Raw genomic sequence first — 25812 nt, 5'->3', positions numbered from 1 at the left:
TTTTGCGTTCTTGTGTCAAAAAATTTCAATGTGGTTATTTGCCGCAGGCGCAGAAACCTTTAAAGTTAACCCTTCGGTCAACTTTGCACTGTCATCATGGCCTTTTGATTCGTCGAGAAAGGCTTCTGCAAGTCTCCAGATTCGGTGTACTTAACCATAAGGGCGGATTTATAACCGCTCAGAGGATGATCCATGTCCAACCGTGAAATAACCCGGCGCTCGTTCCTTCAGGGCGGGCTGGTGGCGGGTGTGAGTGTCACGCTCACGCCGCTCAGCACCCAGACGCTGGCTGCCTTGATGGAAAACAGCGTGACCGTGCCGTCTGAAAAGTGGCTCGGCCATAACGGCAAGGCGCGCCAGCGTAACGATGCCTTGTCGAAAGTCTGCGGCAGCAAGGTGTTTGCCCGCGACATCCGTTCCAAGGACATGCCTGGCTGGCCCCAGCAGCAAGGTCACGCCATGTTGCTTAAAACCATCAAGGCCGACCACATCTACGCGGGCTACGACCTGTCGTGGCTTGGCGCCGAGTTGCAGCCGGACCGCATTGTCACCGCTGCCGACCTGGACAAAGACGGTATCGTCTTCCCGGAAGAACATGCGCCGGACCCGTTGTTGCCCGAGGGCAAAGTGCCGATGTTCATCGGTCACCCGGTGGCGATCCTGATCTGGAACGACTTCGAGCGTTTCCGTCAGGCCAAGAACAAGCTCAAGTTCAATGACAAGGCGATTCGTTACGGTGCCAAAGTGCCGTATTACGAAGGTGACCCCTACGGTAGCTTCCGCTACGTGCGCGTGGGTGGCCCGACCTCGGCCGACGAAGACGAATTCGCCAGCCTCAAGGATTCGATCCTGTTCCCGATGCTGAAAAACCGTCGCCCGGTGTGGAATTCCCAGCCAAACCTGCACGGCAACCTGACCGAGCGCGGGCTGTTCTACGCCGAGCGCATGAAAAGCCAGATCAACACGCCACCGGACAACTGGCTGGTGTTTGACGAGCGCTACAAAACCCCATCGATCGAACCGGCCGCCATGGAGCCGGACAACGGCAACGGTTGGTACGATCCGGCGACCAAGACCCTACACTTTGTGGTGGCCACCCAGTGCCCATTGGAAGTGGCGACCGAGACCGCCAAGATGATCTCGCCGTCGCGCTTCGGCCTGGCCCGCCTGAACATGCATCCGGGTTATACCGTGGGTTACGGTTCCAAAGACCACAACATTTTCGTCTACTACGCCGCCCTCGCTGCGTTGTATGGCGCCGGTGTACCGGTGCGTCTGGCCAATGATCGTTACGAGCAATTCCAGAGCGGCATCAAGCGTCACTCGTTCGATATGCGCTATCAGTTGGCGGTCGACAAGAACGACCACAGCTTCAAAATCTTCCTCGCCGACATGAGCGTCGACGGCGGTGGCCGGATCAACTACAGCCCGTCGGTGGCTGCGGTCGGCGCCACGGCGGCGCAGTCGATCTACTACATGCCGCAGAACGACCTGCAAGTCACCGCGTACCATTCCCGTGGCGTTGAAGCCGGTTCGATGCGGGGCTACGGCACCCTGCAAAGCATGGCGGCGACCGAAATGATGGTCGACGAAATCGCCGGTCGCCTGGGTGTGGATGCCATTGAATTGCGGCGCAAGAACGCACTGCGTTCGGGCATGAAGAACACCCAGGGAGCGATCCCTGCCGGTGCGTTGCGGCTGCACGAAATTCTCGACAAGGCCGCTGCGCACGACGTATGGAAAAACCGCGACGCGATCAAGCAACAGCGCGAAGCCGCAGACCCGGATAACTGGTATGGCGTCGGTTTTGCCATCTGCCAGAAAGACTTCGGCACCGGTTCCGAAGCGCCGATGGCCAGTGTTGAATTCAGCGCTGACGGCCGCATCAGCCTGCGCCACATCGGCATCGAAATCGGCACCGGCATGTCCACTTCGCAATCGCTGGTGGTCGCCGACTTCCTTGGCAGCCCGGCCCACGAAGTGAAGACCGGCGAAACACAATGGCAGGAAATGCAACTGGTCACCGGCGGCAACCCCTACACCATGAGCCAGGCCGAGCAGGACAACCTGCTGCGCAACCCGCGTTGGGTGGGCAAGCTCGCGTCGGCGTCGTCCGCGACCAACTCGGCGTACTACTTCAGCCACGCCACCCGTGAAGCGGCGCGTGTGCTGTTCAACCACGGCTTGTGGCCGGCAGCGCTGGAGATCTGGCGCCAGGGCCCGTTCGGCGGCCAGGCCAACCCCTATGTGGTGCGCCGCGAAGACGCACATTGGGTGGACGGCAAGCTCACTGCCAACGGCATGCAGCCATTGAGCTTTGAAGAACTGGCCAAGCGCGCTCATGAGCGCGGCCTGGTCACCGCTGCCACGGTCCACGGGTTCAACCGCTGGAGCTGGGCCGAGGCTGAGTACAGCATCGACGGTGTGCGCGAGCGCCTGCCGCTCGACGGTCTGGCGGTGAAATACGGCGATGGCGCACCGAAAGCCAAGCAGGCGCTGATGAGCACTGCCGGTTTCCACCTGCTCGATCGCCAGAACGTCAGCTATCCCGCCACCCAGTTGAATAACGCTGCGGTGACGTACTACAGCCCCGTCGCCACGTTGGTCGAGTTGAAGGTCAACAAGGGTTCGGCGCAGGTCGAAGTGCTCAATCACCATTCATGGGTCGAGTGCGGGCGTGTGCTGGTTGAAGAGTTGGTCAAAGGCCAGCTCGAAGGTGGAGTGGCCATGGGTATCGGTCACGCGTTGATGGAGGAAATGCCGTTGTACGAAGGCGGGCCGGGGGAGGGCGACTGGAACTTCAACCGCTACCGTCTGCCGATGGCGCGTCACGTTGCCGTATGGAAACAGACCTCGGAGATTCTGCCGGCGCTGTCGCCAAGCGACCCGTCCAAAGGTATCGCTGAAGTGGTGATGATCCCGATTGTCGGGGCCATTGGTAATGCGGTGGCACACGCCATCGGTAAACGTGTTCGCGACCTGCCAATCACGGCTGCCCGCATTAAGGAGGCCCTCAATGGCTAACCGTCCGCTTCAACTGACCCTCAATGGTCAATCCGTCGGCCCGGTGGACATCCCTGATGACCTGCCGATGATTGACTACCTGCACGAGTACAAGAACCTCACCGGCTCGCGACTGGGCTGCGGCCAGGGCATTTGCCACGCCTGCGTGGTGATCGTCGACAACCCGGATGGCACCAGCGAAGAAGTGCGCACCTGCATCACCGGCGCGCATTACTTCGAAGGCAAGCAAGTGCGCACTATCGAAGGCCACGCCAAGCGCGATGAGTCGGGCCAGGTCACTGAGCTCAACCCGATCCAGCAGCGCTTCGTGGATGAGTTCGCCTTTCAGTGCAGCTATTGCGCGCCGGGCTTCGTCAATGCGGCGACCGTGTTAGTGGAGAAACTGCAACGCCAGCCGACCGTGTACAGCAAGCTGGAACAAATCATCGAGGACAGCCTCGGTCATCACGTCTGCCGTTGTACCGGGTACGTGCGTTATTACAACGCCACCCGCAACGTGCTGACCGATCTCGGCCTGGTCAAGGAGGGTTAAGCATGAAGCTTTTTCTGACCCGCCTGGCCTTGGCGGTCGGCCTGGCCGCGCCGGTATTGTTTGCCCACGCTGATGATCAAGCCAAGCGCGGCGAATACCTCGCCCGCGCCGCTGACTGCATGGCCTGCCACACTGCACCGGGCGGTGCGCCGTTTGCCGGCGGCCTGCCGATTGTCTCGCCGTTTGGCACCATCTATGGCACCAATATCACGCCAAGCAAAGAACACGGCATCGGCTTGTACAGCGATGACGAGTTCTTCGCTGCGTTGACCGAAGGCAAGCGTCGCGACGGTGCGTACTTGTATCCGGCGATGCCCTACACCTCGTACCACCTGATGCCGCGTGAAGACTCGGACGCCATTCATGCGTACCTCAAAACCATCGAGCCGATCAAGCGCGCAGCGCCGGTCACGAGCCTGAGCTTTCCCTTCAACGTGCGCCTGGGCTTGATGGGCTGGAACGTGTTGTACGGCAAAGCGCTGAAACTGGAACCGGCCGAAGGCAAGAGCGAAGCCTGGAAGCGCGGCCAGTACATGGTCGAAGTGCTCGGCCACTGCGGCGAATGCCACACGCCACGTGGCCTGCCCGGTGCGATGGAGCTGGACAAACGCCTGACCGGCGGCATCCTCAATGGCTATCTGGCGCCCAGCCTGCTCGCCACGGACCTGGCCGCACGCGGCTGGAATGAGCAGGACCTGGCCACGTTCCTCAAGCACGGCATGAGCGCACAAGGGACGATGTTCAACGAGATGTTCCCGGTGTTCCACAACAGCACCCAGGGCCTGAGCGATGCGGACCTGGCCGCGATGGCGACCTTCCTGCTCGGCGATAAACCGCCGGCAGCCAAGGCGTTGGTCGAAGTGCCGGTGGACAAGCTCGGCCCGAGCGCTCAGCGCGGCCGCCAGGAATACCTGAACGTCTGTGCCGGTTGCCATGCCGCGGGGGGTGAAGGCAAGCCGCACATCGCGGTGGCGATGCGCGGCAACACCACGCTGCGTCTGGAAGACCCGCGCAACCTGGTGCGGGTGATCGAGGACGGGATCGGTGAGCAGAAGTTCTCCGGGTTCGAGCACATGCAACCGATGCCGGGCTTCGCTGGAAAACTCAGCCCGGCGCAACTCACCGATCTGATCAATTACCTGCGCCAAGGCTGGGGCGGGCAATCGGCGGAGCTGGCGGTGAGCGATGTGCAGAAGTTGCAGGCTGAGGCGCCGTCCATCGAGCACAAGGCGCACTGACATGCAGCATCTGGACCTGCAGGTGATACGACGGGCGCTGGAGTGGTCGGTGGCCGGGCAACGCATCTGGCTCTGTACGGTACTGGCCACCTACGGCTCGGCGCCGCGTGCGCCGGGTTCGTTGCTGGCAGTGAACGCCGCAGGGCAGTGGATTGGGTCGTTGTCGGGTGGTTGCGTCGAGGAAGACTTTCTCGAACGCGTCGCTGACGGTGCGTTTCTCGATGCGGTCAACGTGGTGCGCTACGGCGCAGGGGACGATCCGCGCTCGCGGGTCAGCCTGCCCTGCGGCGGCATTCTCGAAGTATTGGTTGAGAAGTTCGAGCCTGACTGCGAGGTGCAGGCGCACCTGCGTGAAGTGGAGTCGGCGCTGCTCGGGCAGCGGCGCTTGATTCGCCAGGTCGACCTGGCCAGCGGGGCGCGCCGCCTGGTCGCTGATTGTGAGCAGGGCGCGCGCATCGAGCGTGACAGTGAGCGGGTGCGCCTCCGCGTCGGTGCGGCTCAGCGTCTATTGCTGGCCGGGTACTCCAGCGTGGCGCAGGCGTGTGCCGAGTTTGCAGTCGGCCTCGGGTTCGAAGTGATTCTCTGCGACCCACGCGATGAAGTGCTCGAAGGCGTGGTGCTCAATGGCGTGGAGATTCGTCGCCAGTTGCCGTCGGTGTTTATTGCCGATGGCGGCTGTCACCGTGATACGGCGGTGGTTGCGCTGACGCATGACCCGCGTATCGACGATCTGGCGATGATGGAAGCGGTGCGTACCGACGCGTTCTACATTGGCGTGATGGGGTCGTTGCAGACCTCGCAGAAGCGCTTTGAGCGACTGCGCCGCATCGGTGGGTTGGGGGAGCCTGAACTGGCGCGGATACACGCGCCCATCGGGCTTAACCTGGGGAGCAGGACGCCGTCGGAAATTGCGTTGGCGGTATTGGCGGATATCGTGCGGATTCGCAGCGGGATTGCTCGCGACCGGCTCTGAAGCGCAGCCCTGTAGGAGCGAGCAAGCTCGCTCCTACAGTGTTTACATCCCGAATTTATCTCGCAACCCGTAGTACCAAGCCCCCAGCGCCGCAAACGGCGTGCGCAACATTTGCCCACCCGGGAACGGGTAATGCGGCAAACCCGCAAACGCATCAAAACGCTCTGCCTGACCCCGCAAGGCCTCTGCCAGTACTTTGCCTGCCAGGTGCGTGTACGTCACGCCATGGCCGCTACAGCCCTGGGAGTAATAGATGTTGTCACCCAGGCGACCGACCTGCGGCAAACGCGACAGGGTCAGCAGGAAATTGCCAGTCCAGGCGTAGTCGATCTTCACGTTCTTCAGTTGCGGAAATGCCTTGAGCATTTTCGGCCGGATGATCGCTTCGATATTCGCCGGGTCTCGTGCGCCATACACCACGCCGCCGCCGAAGATCAGGCGCTTGTCGCTGGTGAGGCGGTAGTAGTCGAGCAGGTAGTTGCAGTCCTCGACACAGTAATCTTGTGGCAATAAAGTCTTGGCTACTTCATCGCCCAGTGGCGCCGTGGTGATCACTTGGGTGCCACACGGCATCGACTTGGCCGCCAGCTCCGGCACCAGATTGCCCAGGTAAGCGTTCCCCGCGACGATAATGAATTTGGCCCTGACCTTGCCTTCGGCGGTATGCACCACCGGATTAGCGCCGCGCTCGATGCGCACCGCTGCCGATTGCTCATAGATCGTGCCGCCCAGAGATTCCACAGCCGCGGCTTCACCGAGCGCCAGGTTGAGCGGGTGGATATGGCCGCCGCTCATGTCCAGCAAGCCGCCCATATAGTTGTCACAGGCCACCACTTCGCGGATGCGTCGCTCGTCCAGCAACTCCAGTTGCGTATGGCCGTAGCGCTCCCACAGACGCTTCTGCGACTCCAAGTGGCCCATGTGCTTGCTGTTGAGGGCGGCGAACACGCCACCGTCCTTCAAGTCGCACTGGATCTGGTACTTGGCCACGCGCTCACGGATGATCCTGCCGCCTTCAAACGCCATCTGCCCCAACAACTGCGCCTGCTGAGGCCCGACGCTGCGCTCGATCACGTCGATATCGCGGCTGTAACTATTGACGATCTGCCCACCGTTGCGACCCGAGGCACCAAAACCGACCTTGGCGGCTTCCAGCACCGTAACGCGAAAGCCGTTCTCCAGCAGAAACAGCGCACTGGAAAGCCCGGTATAGCCGGCCCCGATCACGCACACATCGGTCTCGACCTCACCTTGCAACACAGGACGGGGCGGAACTGCATTCGCAGAAGCGGCGTAATACGACTGGGGGTAGGGGGTGTTCGCCATCCTGGAACCTCTGTTTTATATTTTTTACGAGTGCGCCGATCCTACCTGAGTTGAAAATTGCCTGCCAGCCACCCGAAAATCACGGGTGTACCCGGCGCAAATAAAAAATTCGCATATTCATAGGGTTAGCTGCAAAAAAGATGTTGACACCCCTCCGGAATTCCGTAGAATGCCGCCTCACAGCAGGCACGTAGCTCAGTTGGTTAGAGCACCACCTTGACATGGTGGGGGTCGTTGGTTCGAGTCCAATCGCGCCTACCAAACAAAATCCGCTCTGCTGGGCGGTCTGGAAGGGCTCACCGAAAGGTGGGCCCTTTTTTGTTGGTGCGCCAGGCATGGCGCGTTGCGCGCAAGCGCAACCAGCTTGGCTGTGGTGGCCACGCTGGTGACTGGGAGGTGAAAGTCCTCTACACACCCGGCAAGGGGAAGTGTTAGCCAGAGGCAAGGGTGTCGCGGGTGACTGCGAATCTGAAGGAAGCCCGAGGCAAAATGCTGGCCTGACGAACAGGAAGCGGATAGAGGCGGCGCAGCGGGGTAAGAAGGCCAAAATCTTCAAAGCCCAATACTTGCACGGAACGCTGTGACGTAGATCCGACAGGCATAAGCAGGAAGGTCGCGCGAATTACCCTGGGAGATCTGCACGTTTGCCAGTGTGCTACCGAGCGTCGAGAGGCGATGGGATGAGCGTGCAGAAGTCAGCCGAAGCCGTAGTAAGTGGCGAATAACCGCGCCACCAAGGGCCGAACAGGTTATGCCGCCAGTAGGCGTCAGAGTCTCGTTGAATACCGAAATGCAGAAATTTCTCCAAGAGAAGACTGTGACTCCGAGTCCCGGACAGAATCCGAGGATGACGGCTGACAGCGCAAAGGTATCGACGGCATCTGTGACGTGGACGAACGCGGAGCCGGACACGCTGATGGCGCGGGTGCTTGCACCGGCCAACCTCAGACGTGCGTATCAGCGCGTGGTCAGCAACAAGGGCGCGCCGGGTGCCGATGGCATGACGGTCGACGACTTGGCGGACTACGTGAATCAGTATTGGCCGATCCTCCAGAGGAGGTTGCTGGCCGGCGAATACCACCCGCAAGGTGTACGCGCCGTCGACATCCCCAAACCCAAAGGCGGCACCCGACAACTGGGCATTCCCTGCGTCGTGGATCGCCTGATCCAACAGGCACTGCTGCAACAGCTCACGCCGATCTTCGACCCGCTGTTTTCGGATTACAGCTACGGCTTCCGTCCGGGCAGAAGCGCCCACCAAGCCATCGAGACAGCCCGCGCCCATGTGGCGGCAGGGCATCGCTGGTGCGTGGAACTCGATCTTGAGAAATTCTTTGACCGGGTCAACCACGATCTCCTGATGGCGTACGTGGCGCGCCAAATCGTAGATAAACGCGTGCTCAGACTGATCCGGCGGTACCTCCAAGCCGGTGAGATGTCGGGTGGGATCGCCAGCCGACGGCAGGAAGGGACGCCGCAAGGCGGCCCGCTCTCGCCGTTGCTGTCGAACATCCTGCTCAACGAACTCGACCGCGAGCTGGAACGGCGGGGTCATCGCTTCGTGCGTTATGCCGACGATGCGAACATCTATGTGCGCAGCCCTCGTGCTGGCGAACGAGTGATGGCCAGTGTTGAGCGCTTCCTGAATCAGCGCCTGAAACTAACGCTGAATCGGGATAAGAGCCGAGTAGCCGGGTCTTGGATGTGTGATTACTTGGGTTACGGGATGAGCTGGCATCAGCAACCGAGACTGAGAGTGGCGACGATGAGCCTGGGTCGCTTGCGCGACCGGCTCAGAGAGCTGCTACGTAAAGCGCGGGGCCACAAGGTGGCGACTGTCATCGAGCGGATAAACCCCGTGCTGCGCGGATGGGCGGGCTACTTCAAGCTGAGCCAGAGCAGACGGCCACTTGAGGAATTGGACGGCTGGGTGCGTCACAAGCTTCGCTGTATCGTCTGGCGTCAATGGAAGCGGCCCTCTACGAGGGCGCGCAACTTGATACGCTTGGGACTTAATGCGGCGCGGGCGTGGAAATCGGCAGTCAATGGCCGAGGCCCATGGTGGAACTCGGGAGCGCCCCATATGAATCAGGCGTTGCCGAAGAAGCTGTGGGACCGCCTCGGGCTGGTCTCGATACTGGATACGATAAACCGACTTAACCGTATAACCTGAACCGCCGTATACGGAACCGTACGTACGGTGGTGTGAGAGGACGGCGGATGTGAATCCGCCTCCTACTCGATCTTGGATTTCATGCAGAACGTTCACAAAATATAGGGTTCGTTCACACTGGGCAATGTGAATGCCTACAAGGTCTGTCCTTAGCTGTGATTCTTCTGCATGTCGCAGGAGGGGAGTGGGGCGTTGTGCTGTGAAGGGGCTTAGTGAGCGTGTGGCGTGAAGGCTGCTAGCCGCGACGGTGAAATTGTGTGTCGGGGTGTGGCTAGCGAAGTTGTCATCCATACCATCCAACTTCTTGAATTCTAAAGGATTTATTTTTCGAAACTCTCGAAGTGTGACAGCGTTTAGGTACACCTAAGTGGTGCACTTGCGTGTCAATAATGCCTTTCTTATTTCTCATCGCCAACAGACTCGGATGATGCACACTCCACGTCTTTTCCGAACCGTTCACGGCCGTTCCAGTCTGCCTGTGATTGGAGGGGGCTTGTCTTCAGATATGTCCGCCTTGCGACGAGCCTGAAACGTAGTGCAAAGTGCCGAAGCGTGAGGTATAAAGCGATTGATGGCTAACAGCCATATCAGCCCGGTTGGCGGCATCTAATGAAGATGGAAGCTCTAGGGATTGAGGACTAAAATTTGGGGATACCATTTCCCCGTCAAGGAGCATTATGCCAGTCAATCTGGACATCGTTATCGATACCGCAGAATATGAAGTTGATATGAAATCCGGGTTAGATACGATGCAGGGAATATCTGACGCCACACGAATGATTGGTGAGACACTATTACTCGGGAAGGTTCCTGAAAGAATCACAGCTAAGAGTAGTATACGAACTACACTAAAGAAGACATTCAAAGGTTCGTATGGCCTTTCTTTTAGGTTGGATGTGCTGGATGAAGAGCCTCGGAAAGAGTTGCGGAGAATAGGTAACTCCGTATTCACGGAGCTCATGGGGTACTTCATGAAGGAGGCGCTATACATCGAAACGCATGATCCCTCTGATAAGGCTCAGAAAGTATTAGATAAGCTCGGTGATAATGCTGAAGATTTAATCAAACAGCTTCGGCTTTCTGTAATGAAGAACGTTCATGAGGTTGCTATCAAGTTTGATTATGATGTGTCAGTTAAGTACCGAAAGAGTTTCGAGGAGAGAATTCCACTAGCGAGGTTTACCAAAGACACAGTTCACGCTGTTCAAGCTACAAAAACCGACGAAAGGCTTAATCTGATGGCTAGTATTAGGCGCTTCAACACGAATACAGGTAACGGAAGGCTTCAGCTAGAAGGGGAGGAGGAAACTGTAGCGTTCGGATTTCGGGTAAACTACAGGGACGTTGACTTCGCCATGAAAAAGAAATTCTCTGAAAACCTTGATAAAAATAACGGTATTGAAGTCGAGAGATGGGATTATCTTGAACTAGTTGCAAATCCTATACGCCTTTTGGATGGGCGTGTGGTTAAGTATCTAGTAGTTGGCTTCATCGATGCTTAATAAGTACGTGGTCATATCTGCAGTCCTAGCGTTCCTAGTGCTGTTTTCCTATTTTGCACAATTCTACCTAAATCTTCATTATCCTGTTTCTGACGATCCCGAGCAGTGGGGGCAGCTTGGAGATTATATTGGTGGTGTTCTAAACCCTTTGCTAAGTTTTGTTTCTATAGTTTTGCTTATTCGATCTTTGTCTATACAGGTGGAAGCTAATAAGGAGTTGAGAGCAGAGGTGGAGGCCTCAAGGAAAACAGAAAGGCTCCGCTCATTCGAGATGCAGCTTTTTAATATGCTTGACTCGCAAAAAAGTTACTTTGATTCTTTTCGGTTAAGCATTGATGTAGATGGCACCTTAGCAAGGTTTTCGGGTGGCGAGGCCGTTATAAAGATTGAGGATGACGTTGAGCAGCTTCGGCGGTCAGGGGCCGACGTTGGGTTTGTGGTTGAGTATTTGGAACGCGCTGACTCGACAGATCAGATATATGGGCTCACAAGAACTTTCTACAACATGGTCAGGATTGTTGATGAAAAGTTGAGCGATTCCAATGGTTTTTGTGAAGAGGATAGAAGGTCCCACTACTTAACAATAATAAACTTCACTGATTTTTCGTTGTTGCGTTTGATTATGATGAGTGCTCAGTTTTTGGATTTTGCGTCAACCAGTCCTGAATTCATAGAATAAGCGCAACGCTTGAAACGAGAGGCAGAGAGCCAGCCACCGGTAGAATCCAGGCTCTCACACCGAAGGATTCAAGCGCAGATGACTACGCATTACCGGCAGCTGACTCAGGGACAACGTTACCAGATTGAGGCTGGCTTGAGCGCCGCAGAGAGCCAGGCGAGCATTGCAAAGCGGGTCGGCGTGCATCCCTCGACGATCAGTCGCGAGGTTCGCCGCAACAGCACCCAGAATATCTACAAGGCTGTTTCTGCGGCCCATGAAAGTGATGCTCGTCGAGCGGGTGCGCGCAAGTTTTGCAAGCCGGCGACATGGCTCAGCCATCATCTCCCGGTGTGGCTCAAGCATGGCATGAGTCCGGAGCAGATCGCCCAGCGGTTGAAGCAGGAGCAGCCAAGCCGGGCGGTCAGCCATGAGTGGATTTATCGGTTCATTGCCGCCGAACAGCGCGCCGGTGGTGAGCTTTATACCTATCTGCGACATCGCCGAAAGCGCTACCGGAAACGCTATGGAAGCCACGATCGGCGCGGGCAGCTGCGTAATCGCGTGTCAATCAGTGAACGCCCAGCCGAGGTCGAAAGCCGCGAGCGCCTGGGGGACTGGGAGGGCGATACGGTACATGGACTGGGCGGTAACCTGGTGACCCTGGTTGATCGCAAAAGCGGCTATCTGAGCGCCTATCCGGTCAAGCGCAGAACGCGCCGGCAGGTAACGCGGGCGATCAATCTGATGCTTCAGGGCCATGCCGCTCACACGCTGACGCTGGATAACGGAAGGGAGTTTGCCGGGCATGAACGCATCGCGCTACGGAGCCAGTGCCAGGTCTTTTTTGCAGACCCCTATTCATCCTGGCAACGTGGCACCAATGAAAACACCAACGGTCTGCTCCGCCAGTATTTCCCCAAGGGCAGCGACTTCAGCAAGCTGACCGTCGAAGCCGTCAATCGGACAGTAGCGAGGATCAATCTACGCCCGCGCAAGCGCTTGGGCTGGAAGACGCCGTACGAAGTGCATACAGGGGTGAGCGTTGCACTTATGTGTTGAATTCAGGAGTTATTTGCGGTCTAATTCGGCGTTTAATTCCGTGCTTGGTAGTGTTGAGCTGAGCTACGATTTGTATTGAGGTCTTGAATCGCTTGGCGGAGCTTGGCCGAGATATCCGTAATGTCGACGGGAGTACGAAGAGCCAAGGCGACCTAACGCCTTTTCTTAAATAAGGAGCGAACCTTGGACAAAGATCGCCAGGACTACTTTCTAAAACTGGAAGTGATCCCGCCTAAGTTACTGGCCAAGATTCTAATAGAAAAGCGTCAGCCAAAAGGCTTTTCGGGTTGGATTCTAAAAAACGAAATCAGACCAATAAGCATCTACTGTTACCTCTACGCCAAGTATGGCCCACCTAATGGTTTCATGAATTTTCTGAGGAATGATTCTTCCGATAACTTAATACATTGGGAATGGACCCTAATGAATGATGACGGCATGGTCATGTTTCAAGGTCATAACTACCGTACCGAAGTTCAGTTTTTAGGAAGTTTTAACCGGCCAGAGATTACCAAAGCTAATCTTGTATCGCAAATCAGGGCAGACCTTGGTGCTTATGGCAAGCAGATGACGGCCATTCGTATGCAGCTTGAAAAGTGGACTGAGTTTGTGAATCCTTACTACAGCATAGAATCAACGATTGAGACTCAGCTCAACAAGCTGAGAGAGCTTAACTTGTCACCAGCAGTAGACAGAGTGCATACCCCCACCTCCGCAGAGGAAATGCAAACCTATCAAGAAAGATTTTCGGAGATGGCTGAAAGATACACCTTCGGCACCGGACTCGCATTCGGCTTGAGGTGCATGCTTCCTGTGCTGGCAGAAACCTTCATCAATCTTTTAATCTTCGCACTAGCCAAAAGCGAGATGAGGGAAGACGACCTCAAGTACAGGAACTTTGTTTCAGGCACGATATCAAATAGACTACAACTACTGCATATTAACTGCATGGGATTTGAGCGACCGGTTGATCATTCACACGTCTCTTGTAGAAGCTTCTATCAGCTCATGAATGACAGGAACGATTTGCTGCACGGAAACTTTAACGTCAACAAGCTAAAAATCGGTGAGGTGTACTTTAATGGTAGCGTGCCAGTGAAGTACGAGTATGGTGATCTATGGCAGGACACGCTTGGCGTTAGAATCGAAAGTGTCAAGCTTGAACATATTGAGGCTAACTACTCTGTCGTTCGGGAGTTTATCTCCTATTTGCTGTCACTGCTCTCGGAGAAGGTTAAGTATCAGATTGAACTCATCATGAGCGTTCGTGATCTTGGGTATAGCGAAAAGATGAGTAGAATGGGGGTGCTTTTCTCTTCAAGAGCTGTAGAGGGTTTCATGTTCTTTGAGAGTGAATTCATGACTTCAGAGCCTTCACCAGACGAATGACCTTTTACGGTATAAATCCCCGCCGCCGCCCGGAAAGACTTTGCATTGTTGGAACTGCTTCAAATCTAACTGCCAAAAATAATGAATGGGCTGTGTGGTGTGTTGCCAACCTGAGTTTGAACTGCGAGTGGGTCGAGATCGGCTCTTTTCAATTCTGCGTGAAAGACGTTTATTGGTAGCCCGCAAGAGGGCTTATCACAAGACGACCGACAGCCATCATCGCTTTCGACGCCATCCAAACCTGCTCAAACCAGGACCTGATCAGGTCGTTCCAAATGGCCCGGAACAAGTATGGGTGGCTGATATCATCTACTTGCCAACTCAGGACGGAGTGGCCTACCTAAGCCTTGTGACGGATGTTTTTTCGCGAAAGATCGTGGGGTATCACGTGCATGAAAGCCTGCACACCCAGTCTGTGGCGCATGCGTTGCGCCAGGCAGTAAAACACCGTCGAACGGATCAACCGCTGATCCATCATTAAGACAGAGGCAGCCAGTATTGCTCGGGAATGTACCAGGAACTGCATGCGAAATACGGCATCCGGTGTTCGATGACAGACGGCTATGACTGCTACCAGAACGCGTTGGCAGAGCGCGTCAACGGTATCTTGAAGACAGAGCTTTTGCTCCAGCGACCACAGGACTTAATGCAAGCGAAAAAGATGGTGAGTGAGTCGGTGTCGATCTATAACGGCGAGCGCCCGCACCTGTCGTTGAAATACAAAACGCCCGATGCTGTACATCGGGCGTTGGGGTGAAACAGGTGTAAACCTATTTCAGGACTAGACACTGAAATTTGGGCAAAGGAAAGTCAAGACGCCGGGCGGCGTCCTTTCAGGGCTTGTATGTCCAATCAGGCGAAAAGCGTCGCCACCGCCAGCAGGCAAATTACCTGGGCGAACAGCTGGCAGCGTATTTCGCCAAGCGTGGTCGCCATATTACTCATTTGTCCGGCATACATAGCGGGAACCCTCATTGTCGGCGTGACACCGTGAATGAACTGCAAGTACACACAGCTGCACCGTGGAGTATAGGTGCAGATCAGGAATTTTCCCTGCCGACGCCATAGCGAGTTCATCCTCCCGTCTTTTCCAAAAAAACTGCGCTGAATCTCTCCATGGTGCCGTACCCCCGATGCCATCCCCCCACAAAAATTATTGGTTTGCAGCAACAATTTTTCTTGTTGGACACCCCCGTCCCCAGGCAGCAAAGTTGCCGCCACTGACGCTCGACCTTCCAGGTCAACAATAAAAAACCGAGCCGATTGCACGCCATTTTCATGCTGTGAGCCCTTTGCCCACATCCTGCTGTAATGGCGCCGCAGCGCGCACTAAAGGACCTCTTCGCCATGCAAACTGTTGTGAACTTATGGCCGTTGATCGGCGTACTTGTCATCGTGGTCGGCTTTGTATTGCGCTTCAATCCGCTGTTGGTGGTCACCGCGGCCGCCATCGCCACCGGGCTTGCCGCACAGTTCCCGCTGGAAAAAATTCTCGCCACCATGGGCGATGGCTTCCTTCAGACCCGTGCCTTGCAACTGATTCTGTTATTGCCGCTGGCGGTGATTGGCCTGCTGGAACGCCATGGCCTGCGCCTGCATGCGCAGAACTGGATTGCACGCTTCGAACGCGCCACGGTCGGGCGTTTGTTGATCATCTATCTGTTTGTGCGTGAGTCCACGGCGGCCATGGGGTTGACGAGCCTGGGTGGGCATCCGCAGATGGTGCGGCCGCTGCTGGCGCCGATGGCCGAGGGCGCCGCAGAAAAACGTTATGGCAAGCTGCCTGACAAGCTACGCCACAAGGTACTGGCCATGTGCGCTGCCACCGACAACGTCGGGTTGTTCTTTGGTGAGGACATCTTCGTGGCCTTTGGTGCGATTGCGTTGATGCACACCTTCCTGCTTGGCTCGGGGATTGATGTGGAGCCGCTGCACATTGCGGTGTGGGGCATCCCGACGGCGATCTGCGCCTTCATCATTCACGCTATCCGGTTGCATCGTTTCGACCGGCGCTTGACCCGCGAAATGAGCTCGGCCACCGCTCCAGTGGAGGCTGCTCAATGATTATTTCCATTCAATACCTGTACTGGCTGGCGGGCGTGCTGTTGCTGATCACCGCCGGCATGATCCTGCTCGACCGTTCCCACCCCAAGCGCTGGTCCAGTGCGCTGTTCTGGTTGTTGTTCGCCGTACCGTTCCTTATAGGCGAGCGCTTGCCTTCGGTGGTCATCGGAGTGGGTGTGGTGGTGATGGCATTGATTGCGGGCTTGGGCGGCGTTGGTCGTGGCCAGCATGCCGAATTGCACGACAAGGCGTCCCGCGCCAGTGCCGGGCGCCTGGGCCACAAACTGTTCATCCCGGCGTTGGCGATTCCGCTGACCACGGTGATTGGCTCAGTGTTGCTCAAACACACCGAAATCGGTGGTGTACCGCTGCTGGACCCGAAGAACACCACCTTCGTCTCCCTGGGCATCGGTTGCCTGATCGCCCTTGGCCTGGCCTGCTGGCTGACCCGGGATACGCCGGTACAAGCGTTACGCGAATCCCGTCGCCTGACCGAAGCCCTGGGCTGGGCCATGGTGCTTCCGCAAATGCTGGCGATGCTCGGGCTGTTGTTCAATGAGGCCGGGGTGGGCACGGCGGTCGCTCATGTCACCACCACCTACATCAACCTGGACTACAAGTTGGTGGCGGTGATGGTCTATGTGTTGGGCATGGCCTTGTTTACCGTGATCATGGGCAATGGTTTTGCGGCCTTTCCGGTGATGACCGGTGGCGTCGGTGTGCCGGTGCTGGTGGGGATTTACGGTGGCAACCCTGCGGTGATGGCGGCCATTGGTATGTTCTCGGGCTATTGCGGTACGTTGATGACGCCCATGGCGGCCAACTTCAATATCGTACCGGCGGCGCTACTGGAACTGCCGGACAAAAATGCGGTGATCAAGGCCCAGATACCCACGGCGCTGATGATGCTGGTGGTCAATATCGTGCTGCTTTACCTGTTGATGTGAGGTCATTGTGCAAAACGTATTGCTGACGGGCTTCGAGCCCTTTGATAAGGCGGCGGTAAACCCTTCTTGGGAGGCCGTGCGCCAGTTGGACGGTGTGCCGTTGAGCGAGGGCGTGAAGATAGTTGCGCGTTGCTTGCCCTGCGCATTTGCCACCGCCGCCGAGACCTTGCTGCAGTTGATCAACGAACTGCAGCCGGCAATGGTCATCGCCACGGGCCTGGGGCCTGGGCGCAGTGATATTTCCATCGAGCGCGTTGCGATCAACGTTAACGATGCGCGTATTCCCGACAATCTGGGCGTTCAGCCAATTGATACCTCAGTGGTGGAGGGCGGCCCGGCGGCGTACTTCTCGACGTTGCCGATCAAGGGCATGGTCAAGGCGGTGCGTGAGGCGGGTATTGCGGCCTCGGTATCGCAGACGGCGGGGACGTTTGTGTGCAACCAGGTGTTTTATCGTTTGCAGCACGCCTTGGTGGGGACTGGGGTGCGCAGTGGGTTTATTCACGTTCCCGGCTTGCCCGGATCGAGCGAGCCGTCGATGGTGCTATCGACAACCGTGGAAGGGCTGCGGGTTGCGGCGCTGGCAGCCTGGCAAACCCAGGCGGATGTCGTCCTTGCCGGTGGCCAGATCAGCTGACAGCTGTACGCTGTGTTGCAATTTCAACTACAGTTCCAGCACACCCTTGCCTCGGAAAGTCGCCATGTTAAAGCGTACGAAACTTGTATCGGCTGCGTTGTCGCTTGCACTGTCCGTCACCAGTGGCCTTGCCCTTGCAGATCCAGGTAATGGCAAAGGCCAAGGCAATAACAAGGGTGACGCCTATGGTGGGCAGGACAACGGCAAAGGTCACGGTAATAACAAAGGTAATGCCCAGGGCGGGCCGGGTAAGGCCAAAGACAAGGGCGGCCAATCCAGAAATGACTTCAGCGTTGATCGCGGTCTTGTACTGAACGTGCTGGGCGGTCACCGCGATTATTGGCGCCCAGGGCCAGCCTTGCCGCCTGGCATTCAGAAAAACCTGGCACGCGGCAAGCCACTGCCGCCCGGTATTGCCAAGAAGCTGGACGGCCGCTTGCTGGGGCAGTTGCCTCGTTATGATGGTTACGAATGGCAGCAAGCGGGAACCGACTTGATATTGGTGGCCATTGCGACCGGTATCATCTACGAAGTTCTGAACGGTGCGTTTGATTGAGGTGCCGCGCCCTCAGGCTTCACGGCCGGGGAAAAACAACTCAAAACAGGTCACGCCATCTTCACTGCTTACACGGTACCGCCCGTTATGCAGTTGCATGATGGTCGCCACGATCGAGAGTCCCAGGCCGTTGGACTGGGATGACCGCTCGCGGGATTCATCGACCCGGTAGAACCGTTCGAACAGCCGCGGCAGGTGCTCAGCCGGGATCGTCTGGCCTTGGTTGCTGACTTTCAGGTTGATGCCCGCGCCATCCGGCACTGCCTGGATACTCAGCTCCGAGCCCGGCGCGCCATACTTGATGGCGTTGGCACACAGGTTGGCCAAGGCACGGCGCAGCAGCATCGGTTCAGCCCAGATCACCCCTTCGCCCAAGGCCGTGATGTGCATGTCCACATCACCGGCCAGCCCCTCGAAGTAATCCGCGATGCGTTCCACTTCATCCGCCGCGTCCAGCGCCTGGCGTTGGCGCAGTGCGCTGGCGGGGTCGGTGCGGGCCAGGAACAGCATGTTGTCGAGCATCCGCGCCAGGCGCTCCAGCTCTTCGACATTGGAGGCCAGCAGTTGCTGGTAGCTCTCGATGCTGCGCTGCTGCTGCAGGGCCACCTGGGTTTCGCCGAGCAGGTTGTTGATCGGGGTGCGCAGTTCATGGGCCATATCGGTGGACACTTGGCCCAGTTGTACAAAGCCTTTGGCCAGGCGCTCAAGCATGGTGTTGAACGAGTCGATCATGGGCAGCAATTCTTTCGGCGCGCCGTGGCTGTCGAGGCGTTCGGCCAGGTTGCTGACGCCGATCCTTTGGGCATGCCGGGCCAGGCGGCGCAACGGCAGCAAGCCGCGATGAACCAGCAGGTAACCCACCAGCGCCAGGATGATCGCGGCGATACTCGCCTGGATGTAGACGCTGAGTCGATAACTGGCGAGCACGGCGGTGCGCTCGGTCATCAGGCGGCCGCTGGTGATTTGCAAGCTGCCCAGGTCGCCGGAGTCGATGGCCACGGCCACCAGCGAGAAGGGAATGCCGTTCAGGCCTGGCAAATGTTGCACGTCGCTCAATATGAGCCGGTGATCCTTGGGCAGCGGCTGGATCGACGGCAACTCAATATTTCCCGGGTTTACCAGCAGCAGCGGCTGCTGGCCGGGTGCGGCGATACTCAGCACCGATTCGCGGTTGCCCAACATGTTCTGGAACAGCTCTGGCTTGGTCTTGATCAAGTCCAAGGTATTGCTGTCGTTAAGCAGGTTGCGCAACTGATCCACTCGCGATATCAGCGCGGCGTCATCGCGGCGGATCAGTTCGCGCTCCAGCTCCCGGTACAGCGCCACGCCCAGGGTTGCCAGCAGGGCGAAGGCGAGCAGGGCGAAGATCAATGCCAGGCGCAGGGTCAGGGAGTAAGGGTGCTGGCGGCTCATGGCTGGGTATCGAAGCGGTAGCCAATGCCCCGCACGCTGTGGATCAGCTTGAGCTGGAACGGGTCGTCGATTTTCAGGCGCAGGCGGCGCACGGCGACATCCACCACATTAGTGTCGCTGTCGAAGTTCATGTCCCATACCCGCGAAGCAATCAGCGAGCGGGACAGCACTTGGTCCTGGTGCGTGGCAAACAGGTGCAGAAGGGCGAACTCTTTGTTGGTCAGGGTAATGCGCGTGCCGGCGCGGGTGACCCGACGTTTGAGTACGTCAATGTGCAGGTCGGCGATGTGCAGTTGCTCTTCATCCCGGCTCGGGCCACGACGGTTGAGGGTACGCAGGCGCGCCACCAGTTCGGCGAACGAAAAGGGCTTGATCAGGTAGTCATCGGCACCCAGTTCAAGGCCTTTGATGCGGTCGGCGATATCATCGCGGGCGGTGAGGAACAGCACCGGCGTATCGGCCTCTTTGCGCAGGCGACGCAGCACTTCCCAGCCATCCATTTTCGGCATCATCACGTCGAGTACGATCACGTCGAAGGGCGTTTCAAGGGCCTGGTGCAAACCGTCCACGCCATCGCGGGCCAGGCTCACACAATGCCCCAGCTCCTGCAGGCCATTGAGCAGATAATTGCCGGCCTTGGGTTCGTCTTCGACTACAAGGATGTTCATGGGAAGTGCTCTGCTTCAATAAGTTGCGCCAGTGTAGCCCGATCAATTGTCATTGGCGCAACCGGTGCCCTGGACTTGGTAATCCAGCACATGTTCGCGGTCTTGGTGGTCCAGGTAGCGCAGTTGCGCCGGCACAACCCCGCATTGGCCGTAGGTGTCGGTGCTCGACAGCACCTTGGCGACATCCAGGTGCACGAAGAAGCCGGTTTTGTCATGGATCACGTTGGCGGCGGGGGCGGCGTCGGCAGCGAATACCGAGCCAGTGACGAGCAAAGCGGCGAAGCCCAGGGCAATCAGTTTCATGGTGGTGTCTCACGTTCCGGGTGGGTAGTGAGCTCACGGTAACCAGGCGACCCCAACAGCCAACCAACAGGATCATGACAAGTTCGTCATTTTTGCCTCGGAACTGACGGGCCAGATCTCGGCGTTTACAAGCGTCAAGGTGATCCGTAGATTGCAGGGGCCCAGCCCATGAGGAAGCCGTGCAGTGTCCAGCCCAACTCCAAACGTATTTACCCGGCGTTACCGCGCCTTTCTGTTCGATATGGACGGGACCCTGCTCAACTCCATTGCGGCTGCGGAGCGCGTGTGGGGCATCTGGGCTGCACGGCATGGCTTGGATGTGGAAGCGTTCCTGCACACCATTCATGGTGCCCGCGCGATTGATACGATCACCCGCCAGGCGTTGCCGGGTGTCGATCCACAGGTAGAAGCCCAATGGATCACCGAGGCTGAGCTGGACGATGTCGAAGGCATCGTGGCAGTTCCCGGCGCGGTGGCGTTTTTGGCCAGCCTGCCCGTCGATCAATGGGCGTTGGTCACCTCTGCGCCAAAAGCGTTGGCCGTGCGCCGGCTGCAAGCGGCGGGCATTCCGGTGCCGGCGGTACTGGTGACAGCCGAAGATGTAAAGACGGGCAAGCCCGATCCGGCCTGTTATGTGCTGGGTGCCCAGCGCCTGGGCGTGCCGGTGCAAGACTGCCTGGTGTTCGAGGACGCCACAGTGGGCATTCAGGCTGGGGAAGCGGCGGGGGCGGATATCATGGTGGTGACCTCGACACACATGGCGCCGATGGTGACTGCCTATGCTTGCATCGAGGAATATAGTGCGTTGAAAGCCGAGCGTGGGGCTGATGGCTTGCTGTCCTTAAGTCCGTTACCGGTCTCGGCCTTCCAGGCAGTCGAGGGAGTCTGATAGCGCCTGCAACCGGCTGTTTTTCATGCCTTGGCGCGACATCACCATTTCCCTGAGTATCTCGGTGGCGAGCTGGTTGATGGCCTCTGTACCGTGATAGTGCGCACGCACGATGCCGGTAATCGCGAAGTGATCGGTCTCTGGGCCGCTGAGCACGGCTGACAGGGTGCCGTCGGCATGCAGCGTGCACTCAACCCTGTAGCTCGGCAGGCGTTCTGCCAAGGCTTTTTCGATTTGGGATTTGTTGAGGGTGTCCATCTGCTTTTGCACCTTTGATTAGCTGCGCAACGCAAGCCCAATGATAGGTGGTGGTGCGGCGGTGTAAATACCGGCGATCCGATAACCGCTAAACGCCCTCAGCGTGCGGCTTTTTCATGGGCGCGATGAGCGGCGCGCTGACACAGCTTGCGCAAGATCACCTTCTGGATGGGCTTGAGGCAGAACACAAGCAGGTAGCCACAGAGTAGAAGCGCCAGATCCACCCAGGAATGGGTGTCGGGATCGGCCCCTTCAACTTCCATTCTCAGGCCACACCCGAGTGCCACGAAGGTCAGCCCTATCAACAGGGCAATCATCCAGGATCTGGAAACAAGGGATTGCGACGCGGCTGGCCTCATCGACGTGTTCCTGAAATGCACTCGGATGGCAGGATAAAGTGTCAGAAATTGGGCTGCCAATAGCGCGACAAGTTCCGGATACCCTGACAGTTTCATCTTGCAGCGAAGGGAAAGCTCAAGGCGCGCTGGTCACGCGGGGAAACGCGAGCAGGCCAATTGGGTTTTCGCCAGCCGTTACAGTGAACGAAAAGGCTGGCTACTGGAGGCGTTTCAAGGCGTCTGGTTTTTGTCGGGTGCAGTCAGGCCGGCCTGGATACGCTGGTAAATCTCCTCGCGATGCACGGCAACATCCTTAGGGGCGTTGATGCCGATTCGTACTTGCTGGCCGCTAACGCCCAGGATGGTGATCGTAATGTCATCACCGATGTTTATGCTTTCACCGACTTTGCGGGTGAGTATAAGCATGGACTTCTCCTTGAATTACTTTTAAGGACACATGTTTCAGACAGGGTAGGTGTCGGATGTGTGTAGCTTACTGCGAAGCGCTTCCCTGTGACTGCCTCTTTCTAGGACGCATAGAGGCGACATTAATTCCCATGGCGGTATCATACAGGTCGCGATACATGATTCGCATTGTTTAAGCCAACGTTTATGACGGCCAGAATAGACAGTGAATGGTAAAGTTGCCTCTTTGATCCTCAAAGGAGCAGGGCAGTGCGTAAAGTAGCGATGGCAATTGTGGTGTTGGCGTTGGCCGGATGCGGTGAAGGTAAGTCGGTCGATGCCCCCAAGGCCAAGCCTGCCGTGACCGAAAGCCTGCCGCAAACCGGTGCGATTGCCGCTCAGGAGTGGGATATACGGGTCGGCCCGCCGGACCACAAGCTGCAGGCGATCACCGACCTGACCGCCTGGTTGCTGGAACACGGCTTCAATTTCTATATCGTCAAAGTCGACGGCAAGGATGAGGTGCTATTGGGGCCGTTCGCGACCAAAGCCGAGGCCGAAGCCAAGCAGGCGCTGCTAAACGAAAAAATGGCACGGGCCAAGAAAAACGACACCGTGTCGGAGATCATCGAACACAAGGCTGCGCAGTAGCAGCAGGCCAGGTGGGCGGGCAGCCCCGCCCACGTTCAGCCGCAGGCCTTCAGGTTGACCGGGCCGACGAACTCATTGCCGCGCCCCATCACGCAAGCCACGGTCTGGTTGCGCTGGCGCTCCCAGGTTTGCACCGGATAGGTCTTGTTCCAGGCTTCATACAATTGCCGGTCCTGCTTCGACAGGCGTAGGCCGTATTGCTTGCTCATATAAAAATACGTACGTGCGATCATTCCGCGAATGGACGGGCGCGGCATGACTTTCTTTGCCTTGAAGTCCACCTGGGTCAGGCATGAGCCATACTGCCCGCTTTGCACCGGCAGCCAGCCAAAGCTGAAGTTGTTACGGTCGCCATTCACTTCGCCGATGCTCGGCACCAGATTGTGCAGGTCTGCCTCGGCGCGCTTGAACACCTCATCATGGCGCGTGCAGTTTTTTCGCCCGCCATTTTGCCAGCATTGGCGCAGATGCCCGATTTGCCAGGCCGGTACGATGTGTTCCCACTCAATGCGCGCGGCGCGGTTGGCGTTTTTGCGGGGGATGTAACCGCAGGCTTTCAGGTTGACCCGGTTACCGGTGTATTTGCAGCCGCAATAAAATTCGGTGGATTGCGGCGCGTAGAGCTTCCAGGCGATTTTCTTGGCTTCGCTGAAGGTTCGAGGGGCTTGGGCGTTGGCGGTGACGGTTAAAAACAGACAGCACACAGCAATAAAACGGGCACTCATTGAATCAATCTTCCTTCGGCACAACCCAGAAAATCTGCACGCCACCGTCATCTCGATAGGCGAGGGTGACGTTGTCGTTTTCCGAAATCTCTTCCAGTAAACGTTGCCAATCGGTCTCCGGTTCATCGGGTAAACGGAAGATCAACGCTGCCTTGGCTTTTTGGGCGTTGGTCGAATTGATGATTTTTTGCACGCGGATAGCCAGGCGCTGGTAGGCGTCAGGCGATGCAGGGGCTGCGGAAGAGGGCTTTGCCACAGAACATTCCTTAATTGGCTGTACGCACATACAGTATTTAACTGTAGGCAATTTCGCAACTGCTTAAATTTCAAGAAGTTCGTCTGACAGCGAATCAGGAAGTTTGTTGAGGTGCGGGGGGAGAGGGGTTGAATATGGCGAGGGAGCAAGCTCCCTCGCCACAAAAGCATCTACAGGTGAATCAGCAGGGATCAGTATTCCCAGAAGATCCGTTGCAGTTCCTTGCTGTCCTGGGTCTTGGTCAGTGCGACCATGGCCAGGATGCGGGCTTTCTGCGGGTTCAGGTCAAGGGCGGCGACCCAGTCGTATTTGTCGTCTGGCTGTTCGGCGTTACGCAGAACCATGCCACCGGCGTTGACGTGGGAAGAACGAATGATCTGCACGCCTTGCTTGCGCAATTCCACCAGTGCTGGAACGACCTTGGACGATACCGAGCCATTGCCGGTACCGGCGTGAATGATCGCTTTGGCGCCCGCTTGGGCCAATGCTTTGTAAGCGGTGTCGCTCACGTTGCCGTAGCCGTAGGCAATTTCAACGTCAGGCAGGCTTTTGATGGTCTTGATGTCGAACTCAGAATCCATGGTGTGACGCTTGGCCGGCAGGCGGAACCAGTAGGATTTGCCTTCAACGACCATGCCCATTGGCCCCCATGGGCTCTTGAAGGCTTCGGTTTTGATGTTGATCATCTTGCTGACGTCGCGACCCGATTGGATCTCGTCGTTCATGGTCACCAGCACGCCTTTGCCGCGGGCTTCCTTGCTGCCTGCGACCGCAACGGCGTTGTACAGGTTGAGCATGCCGTCTGCCGACATCGCGGTGCCTGGGCGCATGGAGCCGACGACCACGATAGGCTTGTCGGTTTTTTCCACAAGGTTCAAGAAGTAGGCGGTTTCTTCAAGGGTGTCGGTGCCGTGGGTGATCACGATGCCATCCACGTCCTTGCTGTCGGCCAATTCGGCGACACGGCGACCCAGTTGCAGCAGGTTTTCGTTATTGATGCTTTCCGACGCAATTTGCATTACTTGTTCGCCGCGAACATTGGCGATCTGGCTAAGCTCAGGAACGCCGGCGATCAGTTGTTCGATGCCGACTTTGGCTGCCTGGTAGGTGGCGCTGTTGGCCGCGCTGGCGCCGGCGCCAGCGATGGTGCCGCCGGTGGCGAGGATGACGACGTTGGACAGTTTGGTCTTGCTTTCAACTTCCTTTGCCTGGGCGGCAACGGGGAACAGCAGCAGAAGGGCCAATGCGCCCGGAATAACGTTCTTCAATGCAGATTTCATTATTTTTCTCTCTGGTTTTTGATGAGTGCTGTAGCAGGTTCATCTAGAACACCCGGGCGGTTCTGAACGCCGCGAGGTGCTGAGAAAGAGCAGGATTTGTACCAGGCTGAGTATGTTGGTTTTTTTAAATTAACTTATTGATTTAAAACAACTTAAAGCAAGATTTCGGTTTGGTGGGGGTCGGTGCTGTCCGGCTTTCCGAACGAGAAGGGCTGTGGTGTTCGGTTGTCCGAAAAGCGTTCACGATTTGTCCGGGCACCCTGCATGATCATTCGCCACCCAGGCTGTCGTTTCAGCGAAGGTCAGAGAGGGCGAGCTTGCTTAAACGTATCAGCGGCCGATAGCTGAAGGGAGGGCGTGGAGGGCGTCCGTGAAAGCCTTGCTGCTACCGTTGACAAATCTCGACAAGGTTCTCATAGTTTACTCAACGCAAACGTTTGCGAGATGTTTCACTGCGCCCTTGGCACATCGTGACAGCTCGTATCAGCCGCCCAAGTGGGAGGGCTGCCGAAGGGGTCTTCGGTGCAAGCGTTGCTCACAATAAT

General features: G+C 57.4%; 25 protein-coding genes, 1 tRNA gene and 1 pseudogene. 17 read left to right on the top strand and 10 right to left on the bottom strand.

What is annotated here, in order from left to right:
- Positions 1-192 precede the first annotated feature (192 nt).
- Genes RHM69_RS10515 through RHM69_RS10500 form a run of 4 tightly spaced genes read left to right on the top strand, consistent with a single transcriptional unit; the run spans position 193 to position 5767 of the window.
- The gene (locus RHM69_RS10515; RefSeq protein ID WP_014719148.1) at positions 193-3024 is read left to right on the top strand and encodes a xanthine dehydrogenase family protein molybdopterin-binding subunit; all 2832 of its coding nucleotides are present in this window, start codon (positions 193-195) and stop codon (positions 3022-3024) included.
- Positions 3017-3556, top strand: a complete 540-nt coding sequence (locus RHM69_RS10510) for a (2Fe-2S)-binding protein (RefSeq protein ID WP_058410045.1) — start codon at positions 3017-3019, stop codon at positions 3554-3556. The genes RHM69_RS10515 and RHM69_RS10510 overlap by 8 nt, the downstream gene beginning before the upstream one ends.
- Positions 3557-3558: 2 nt before the next feature.
- Entirely contained in the window at positions 3559-4794 is a 1236-nt protein-coding gene (locus RHM69_RS10505) for a c-type cytochrome (RefSeq protein ID WP_020300944.1), read from the top strand.
- 1 nt (position 4795) lies between these two features.
- Positions 4796-5767 (top strand): XdhC family protein, encoded by a 972-nt coding sequence (locus tag RHM69_RS10500; RefSeq protein WP_014719145.1) that lies wholly within the window; start codon positions 4796-4798, stop codon positions 5765-5767.
- A 42-nt stretch (positions 5768-5809) separates the two neighbouring features.
- On the opposite strand, the gene RHM69_RS10495 is transcribed toward RHM69_RS10500, so the two are convergent.
- The gene (locus RHM69_RS10495; RefSeq protein WP_073452814.1) at positions 5810-7093 is read right to left on the bottom strand and encodes an NAD(P)/FAD-dependent oxidoreductase; all 1284 of its coding nucleotides are present in this window, start codon (positions 7091-7093) and stop codon (positions 5810-5812) included.
- Positions 7094-7277: 184 nt separating this feature from the next.
- Between RHM69_RS10495 and RHM69_RS10490 the strand changes: the two genes are divergently transcribed.
- The 11 genes and pseudogenes from RHM69_RS10490 (at position 7278) to RHM69_RS10440 (ending at position 18081) form a co-directional block, all read left to right on the top strand.
- Positions 7278-7354: transfer RNA gene (locus tag RHM69_RS10490), tRNA-Val, on the top strand.
- A 490-nt stretch (positions 7355-7844) separates the two neighbouring features.
- Complete coding sequence (gene ltrA, locus RHM69_RS10485; protein WP_011805433.1) at positions 7845-9266, top strand: group II intron reverse transcriptase/maturase; 1422 nt, start codon at positions 7845-7847, stop codon at positions 9264-9266.
- A gap of 677 nt (positions 9267-9943) precedes the next feature.
- Positions 9944-10768, top strand: a complete 825-nt coding sequence (locus RHM69_RS10480; RefSeq protein ID WP_186551952.1) for a hypothetical protein — start codon at positions 9944-9946, stop codon at positions 10766-10768.
- A gap of 37 nt (positions 10769-10805) precedes the next feature.
- Positions 10806-11447, top strand: coding sequence for a hypothetical protein (locus RHM69_RS10475; RefSeq protein ID WP_322255496.1), 642 nt, complete (start codon positions 10806-10808; stop codon positions 11445-11447).
- A 78-nt stretch (positions 11448-11525) separates the two neighbouring features.
- Complete coding sequence (locus tag RHM69_RS10470) at positions 11526-12488, top strand: IS30-like element ISPpu17 family transposase (RefSeq protein ID WP_004577240.1); 963 nt, start codon at positions 11526-11528, stop codon at positions 12486-12488.
- Positions 12489-12671: 183 nt separating this feature from the next.
- Positions 12672-13877: a hypothetical protein gene (locus RHM69_RS10465; protein WP_200600641.1), complete on the top strand. Its 1206-nt coding sequence runs from the start codon at positions 12672-12674 to the stop codon at positions 13875-13877.
- A 118-nt stretch (positions 13878-13995) separates the two neighbouring features.
- Positions 13996-14662, top strand: a pseudogene (locus RHM69_RS10460) (IS3 family transposase); the annotation flags it as partial.
- Between the two features lie 562 nt (positions 14663-15224).
- The gene (locus tag RHM69_RS10455) at positions 15225-15941 is read left to right on the top strand and encodes a DUF969 domain-containing protein (RefSeq protein ID WP_014719143.1); all 717 of its coding nucleotides are present in this window, start codon (positions 15225-15227) and stop codon (positions 15939-15941) included.
- Entirely contained in the window at positions 15938-16888 is a 951-nt protein-coding gene (locus RHM69_RS10450; RefSeq protein ID WP_056785791.1) for a DUF979 domain-containing protein, read from the top strand. The genes RHM69_RS10455 and RHM69_RS10450 overlap by 4 nt, the downstream gene beginning before the upstream one ends.
- A 7-nt stretch (positions 16889-16895) precedes the next feature.
- Positions 16896-17525 (top strand): pyroglutamyl-peptidase I, encoded by a 630-nt coding sequence (gene pcp, locus RHM69_RS10445; protein WP_032903936.1) that lies wholly within the window; start codon positions 16896-16898, stop codon positions 17523-17525.
- 64 nt (positions 17526-17589) lie between these two features.
- Entirely contained in the window at positions 17590-18081 is a 492-nt protein-coding gene (locus RHM69_RS10440; RefSeq protein ID WP_014719140.1) for an anti-virulence regulator CigR family protein, read from the top strand.
- Positions 18082-18093: 12 nt separating this feature from the next.
- On the opposite strand, the gene RHM69_RS10435 is transcribed toward RHM69_RS10440, so the two are convergent.
- The 3 genes from RHM69_RS10435 to RHM69_RS10425 are packed head-to-tail and all read right to left on the bottom strand — an operon-like array spanning position 18094 to position 20465.
- Positions 18094-19494, bottom strand: coding sequence for a heavy metal sensor histidine kinase (locus RHM69_RS10435; protein WP_200600643.1), 1401 nt, complete (start codon positions 19492-19494; stop codon positions 18094-18096).
- The gene (locus RHM69_RS10430; RefSeq protein ID WP_003192516.1) at positions 19491-20162 is read right to left on the bottom strand and encodes a heavy metal response regulator transcription factor; all 672 of its coding nucleotides are present in this window, start codon (positions 20160-20162) and stop codon (positions 19491-19493) included. Before RHM69_RS10430 ends, RHM69_RS10435 begins: the two co-directional genes overlap by 4 nt.
- A 42-nt stretch (positions 20163-20204) precedes the next feature.
- Positions 20205-20465, bottom strand: coding sequence for a DUF2790 domain-containing protein (locus RHM69_RS10425; protein WP_014719138.1), 261 nt, complete (start codon positions 20463-20465; stop codon positions 20205-20207).
- Positions 20466-20649: 184 nt separating this feature from the next.
- Here RHM69_RS10425 and RHM69_RS10420 point away from each other — a divergent pair, with 184 nt between their 5' ends.
- The gene (locus tag RHM69_RS10420) at positions 20650-21354 is read left to right on the top strand and encodes an HAD family hydrolase (protein ID WP_200600645.1); all 705 of its coding nucleotides are present in this window, start codon (positions 20650-20652) and stop codon (positions 21352-21354) included.
- Here RHM69_RS10420 and RHM69_RS10415 read toward each other — a convergent pair.
- From RHM69_RS10415 to csrA, 3 genes are all read right to left on the bottom strand, one after another.
- Positions 21316-21612, bottom strand: coding sequence for a hypothetical protein (locus RHM69_RS10415; protein WP_014719136.1), 297 nt, complete (start codon positions 21610-21612; stop codon positions 21316-21318). The genes RHM69_RS10420 and RHM69_RS10415 overlap by 39 nt on opposite strands.
- Positions 21613-21710: 98 nt before the next feature.
- A complete protein-coding gene (locus tag RHM69_RS10410) occupies positions 21711-21971 on the bottom strand; it encodes a hypothetical protein (RefSeq protein ID WP_014719135.1) in 261 nt (86 codons plus the stop codon).
- 210 nt (positions 21972-22181) lie between these two features.
- Entirely contained in the window at positions 22182-22376 is a 195-nt protein-coding gene (gene csrA, locus RHM69_RS10405; RefSeq protein WP_003192511.1) for a carbon storage regulator CsrA, read from the bottom strand.
- A gap of 264 nt (positions 22377-22640) precedes the next feature.
- Between csrA and RHM69_RS10400 the strand changes: the two genes are divergently transcribed.
- Positions 22641-23006 (top strand): SPOR domain-containing protein, encoded by a 366-nt coding sequence (locus RHM69_RS10400; RefSeq protein ID WP_019820896.1) that lies wholly within the window; start codon positions 22641-22643, stop codon positions 23004-23006.
- Between the two features lie 35 nt (positions 23007-23041).
- Here the strand turns inward: RHM69_RS10400 and RHM69_RS10395 are convergent, their stop codons facing one another.
- The 3 genes from RHM69_RS10395 to RHM69_RS10385 all read right to left on the bottom strand — a co-directional run bounded on the left by RHM69_RS10395 (position 23042) and on the right by RHM69_RS10385 (position 25267).
- On the bottom strand, positions 23042-23731 hold the full coding sequence (locus RHM69_RS10395) for an endonuclease (RefSeq protein WP_014719133.1): 690 nt from the start codon (positions 23729-23731) through the stop codon (positions 23042-23044).
- Between the two features lie 4 nt (positions 23732-23735).
- Positions 23736-23987, bottom strand: a complete 252-nt coding sequence (locus tag RHM69_RS10390; RefSeq protein WP_014719132.1) for a DUF1654 domain-containing protein — start codon at positions 23985-23987, stop codon at positions 23736-23738.
- A 191-nt stretch (positions 23988-24178) separates the two neighbouring features.
- Entirely contained in the window at positions 24179-25267 is a 1089-nt protein-coding gene (locus RHM69_RS10385; protein ID WP_019820900.1) for an asparaginase, read from the bottom strand.
- Between the last annotated feature and the right edge of the window lie 545 nt (positions 25268-25812).

The organism is Pseudomonas sp. CCI1.1 (assembly GCF_034348165.1).
GTDB lineage: Bacteria > Pseudomonadota > Gammaproteobacteria > Pseudomonadales > Pseudomonadaceae > Aquipseudomonas > Aquipseudomonas paracarnis.
The sequence above is the reverse complement of the archived record's forward strand: the minus strand, read 5'-3'. Positions and strand labels throughout refer to the sequence as shown.

Coding starts and splice junctions, on each gene's coding strand:
- RHM69_RS10440 (WP_014719140.1), top strand. CDS start 17,590: ATGTTAAAGCGTACGAAACTTGTATCGGCTGCGTTGTCGCTTGCACTG.
- RHM69_RS10515 (WP_014719148.1), top strand. CDS start 193: ATGTCCAACCGTGAAATAACCCGGCGCTCGTTCCTTCAGGGCGGGCTG.
- csrA (WP_003192511.1), bottom strand. CDS start 22,376: ATGCTTATACTCACCCGCAAAGTCGGTGAAAGCATAAACATCGGTGAT.
- RHM69_RS10400 (WP_019820896.1), top strand. CDS start 22,641: ATGGCAATTGTGGTGTTGGCGTTGGCCGGATGCGGTGAAGGTAAGTCG.
- RHM69_RS10505 (WP_020300944.1), top strand. CDS start 3,559: ATGAAGCTTTTTCTGACCCGCCTGGCCTTGGCGGTCGGCCTGGCCGCG.
- RHM69_RS10430 (WP_003192516.1), bottom strand. CDS start 20,162: ATGAACATCCTTGTAGTCGAAGACGAACCCAAGGCCGGCAATTATCTG.
- RHM69_RS10480 (WP_186551952.1), top strand. CDS start 9,944: ATGCCAGTCAATCTGGACATCGTTATCGATACCGCAGAATATGAAGTT.
- RHM69_RS10500 (WP_014719145.1), top strand. CDS start 4,796: ATGCAGCATCTGGACCTGCAGGTGATACGACGGGCGCTGGAGTGGTCG.
- RHM69_RS10495 (WP_073452814.1), bottom strand. CDS start 7,093: ATGGCGAACACCCCCTACCCCCAGTCGTATTACGCCGCTTCTGCGAAT.
- RHM69_RS10410 (WP_014719135.1), bottom strand. CDS start 21,971: ATGAGGCCAGCCGCGTCGCAATCCCTTGTTTCCAGATCCTGGATGATT.
- RHM69_RS10435 (WP_200600643.1), bottom strand. CDS start 19,494: ATGAGCCGCCAGCACCCTTACTCCCTGACCCTGCGCCTGGCATTGATC.
- RHM69_RS10395 (WP_014719133.1), bottom strand. CDS start 23,731: ATGAGTGCCCGTTTTATTGCTGTGTGCTGTCTGTTTTTAACCGTCACC.
- RHM69_RS10450 (WP_056785791.1), top strand. CDS start 15,938: ATGATTATTTCCATTCAATACCTGTACTGGCTGGCGGGCGTGCTGTTG.
- RHM69_RS10385 (WP_019820900.1), bottom strand. CDS start 25,267: ATGAAATCTGCATTGAAGAACGTTATTCCGGGCGCATTGGCCCTTCTG.
- RHM69_RS10455 (WP_014719143.1), top strand. CDS start 15,225: ATGCAAACTGTTGTGAACTTATGGCCGTTGATCGGCGTACTTGTCATC.
- RHM69_RS10470 (WP_004577240.1), top strand. CDS start 11,526: ATGACTACGCATTACCGGCAGCTGACTCAGGGACAACGTTACCAGATT.
- RHM69_RS10425 (WP_014719138.1), bottom strand. CDS start 20,465: ATGAAACTGATTGCCCTGGGCTTCGCCGCTTTGCTCGTCACTGGCTCG.
- RHM69_RS10510 (WP_058410045.1), top strand. CDS start 3,017: ATGGCTAACCGTCCGCTTCAACTGACCCTCAATGGTCAATCCGTCGGC.
- ltrA (WP_011805433.1), top strand. CDS start 7,845: ATGCCGCCAGTAGGCGTCAGAGTCTCGTTGAATACCGAAATGCAGAAA.
- RHM69_RS10415 (WP_014719136.1), bottom strand. CDS start 21,612: ATGGACACCCTCAACAAATCCCAAATCGAAAAAGCCTTGGCAGAACGC.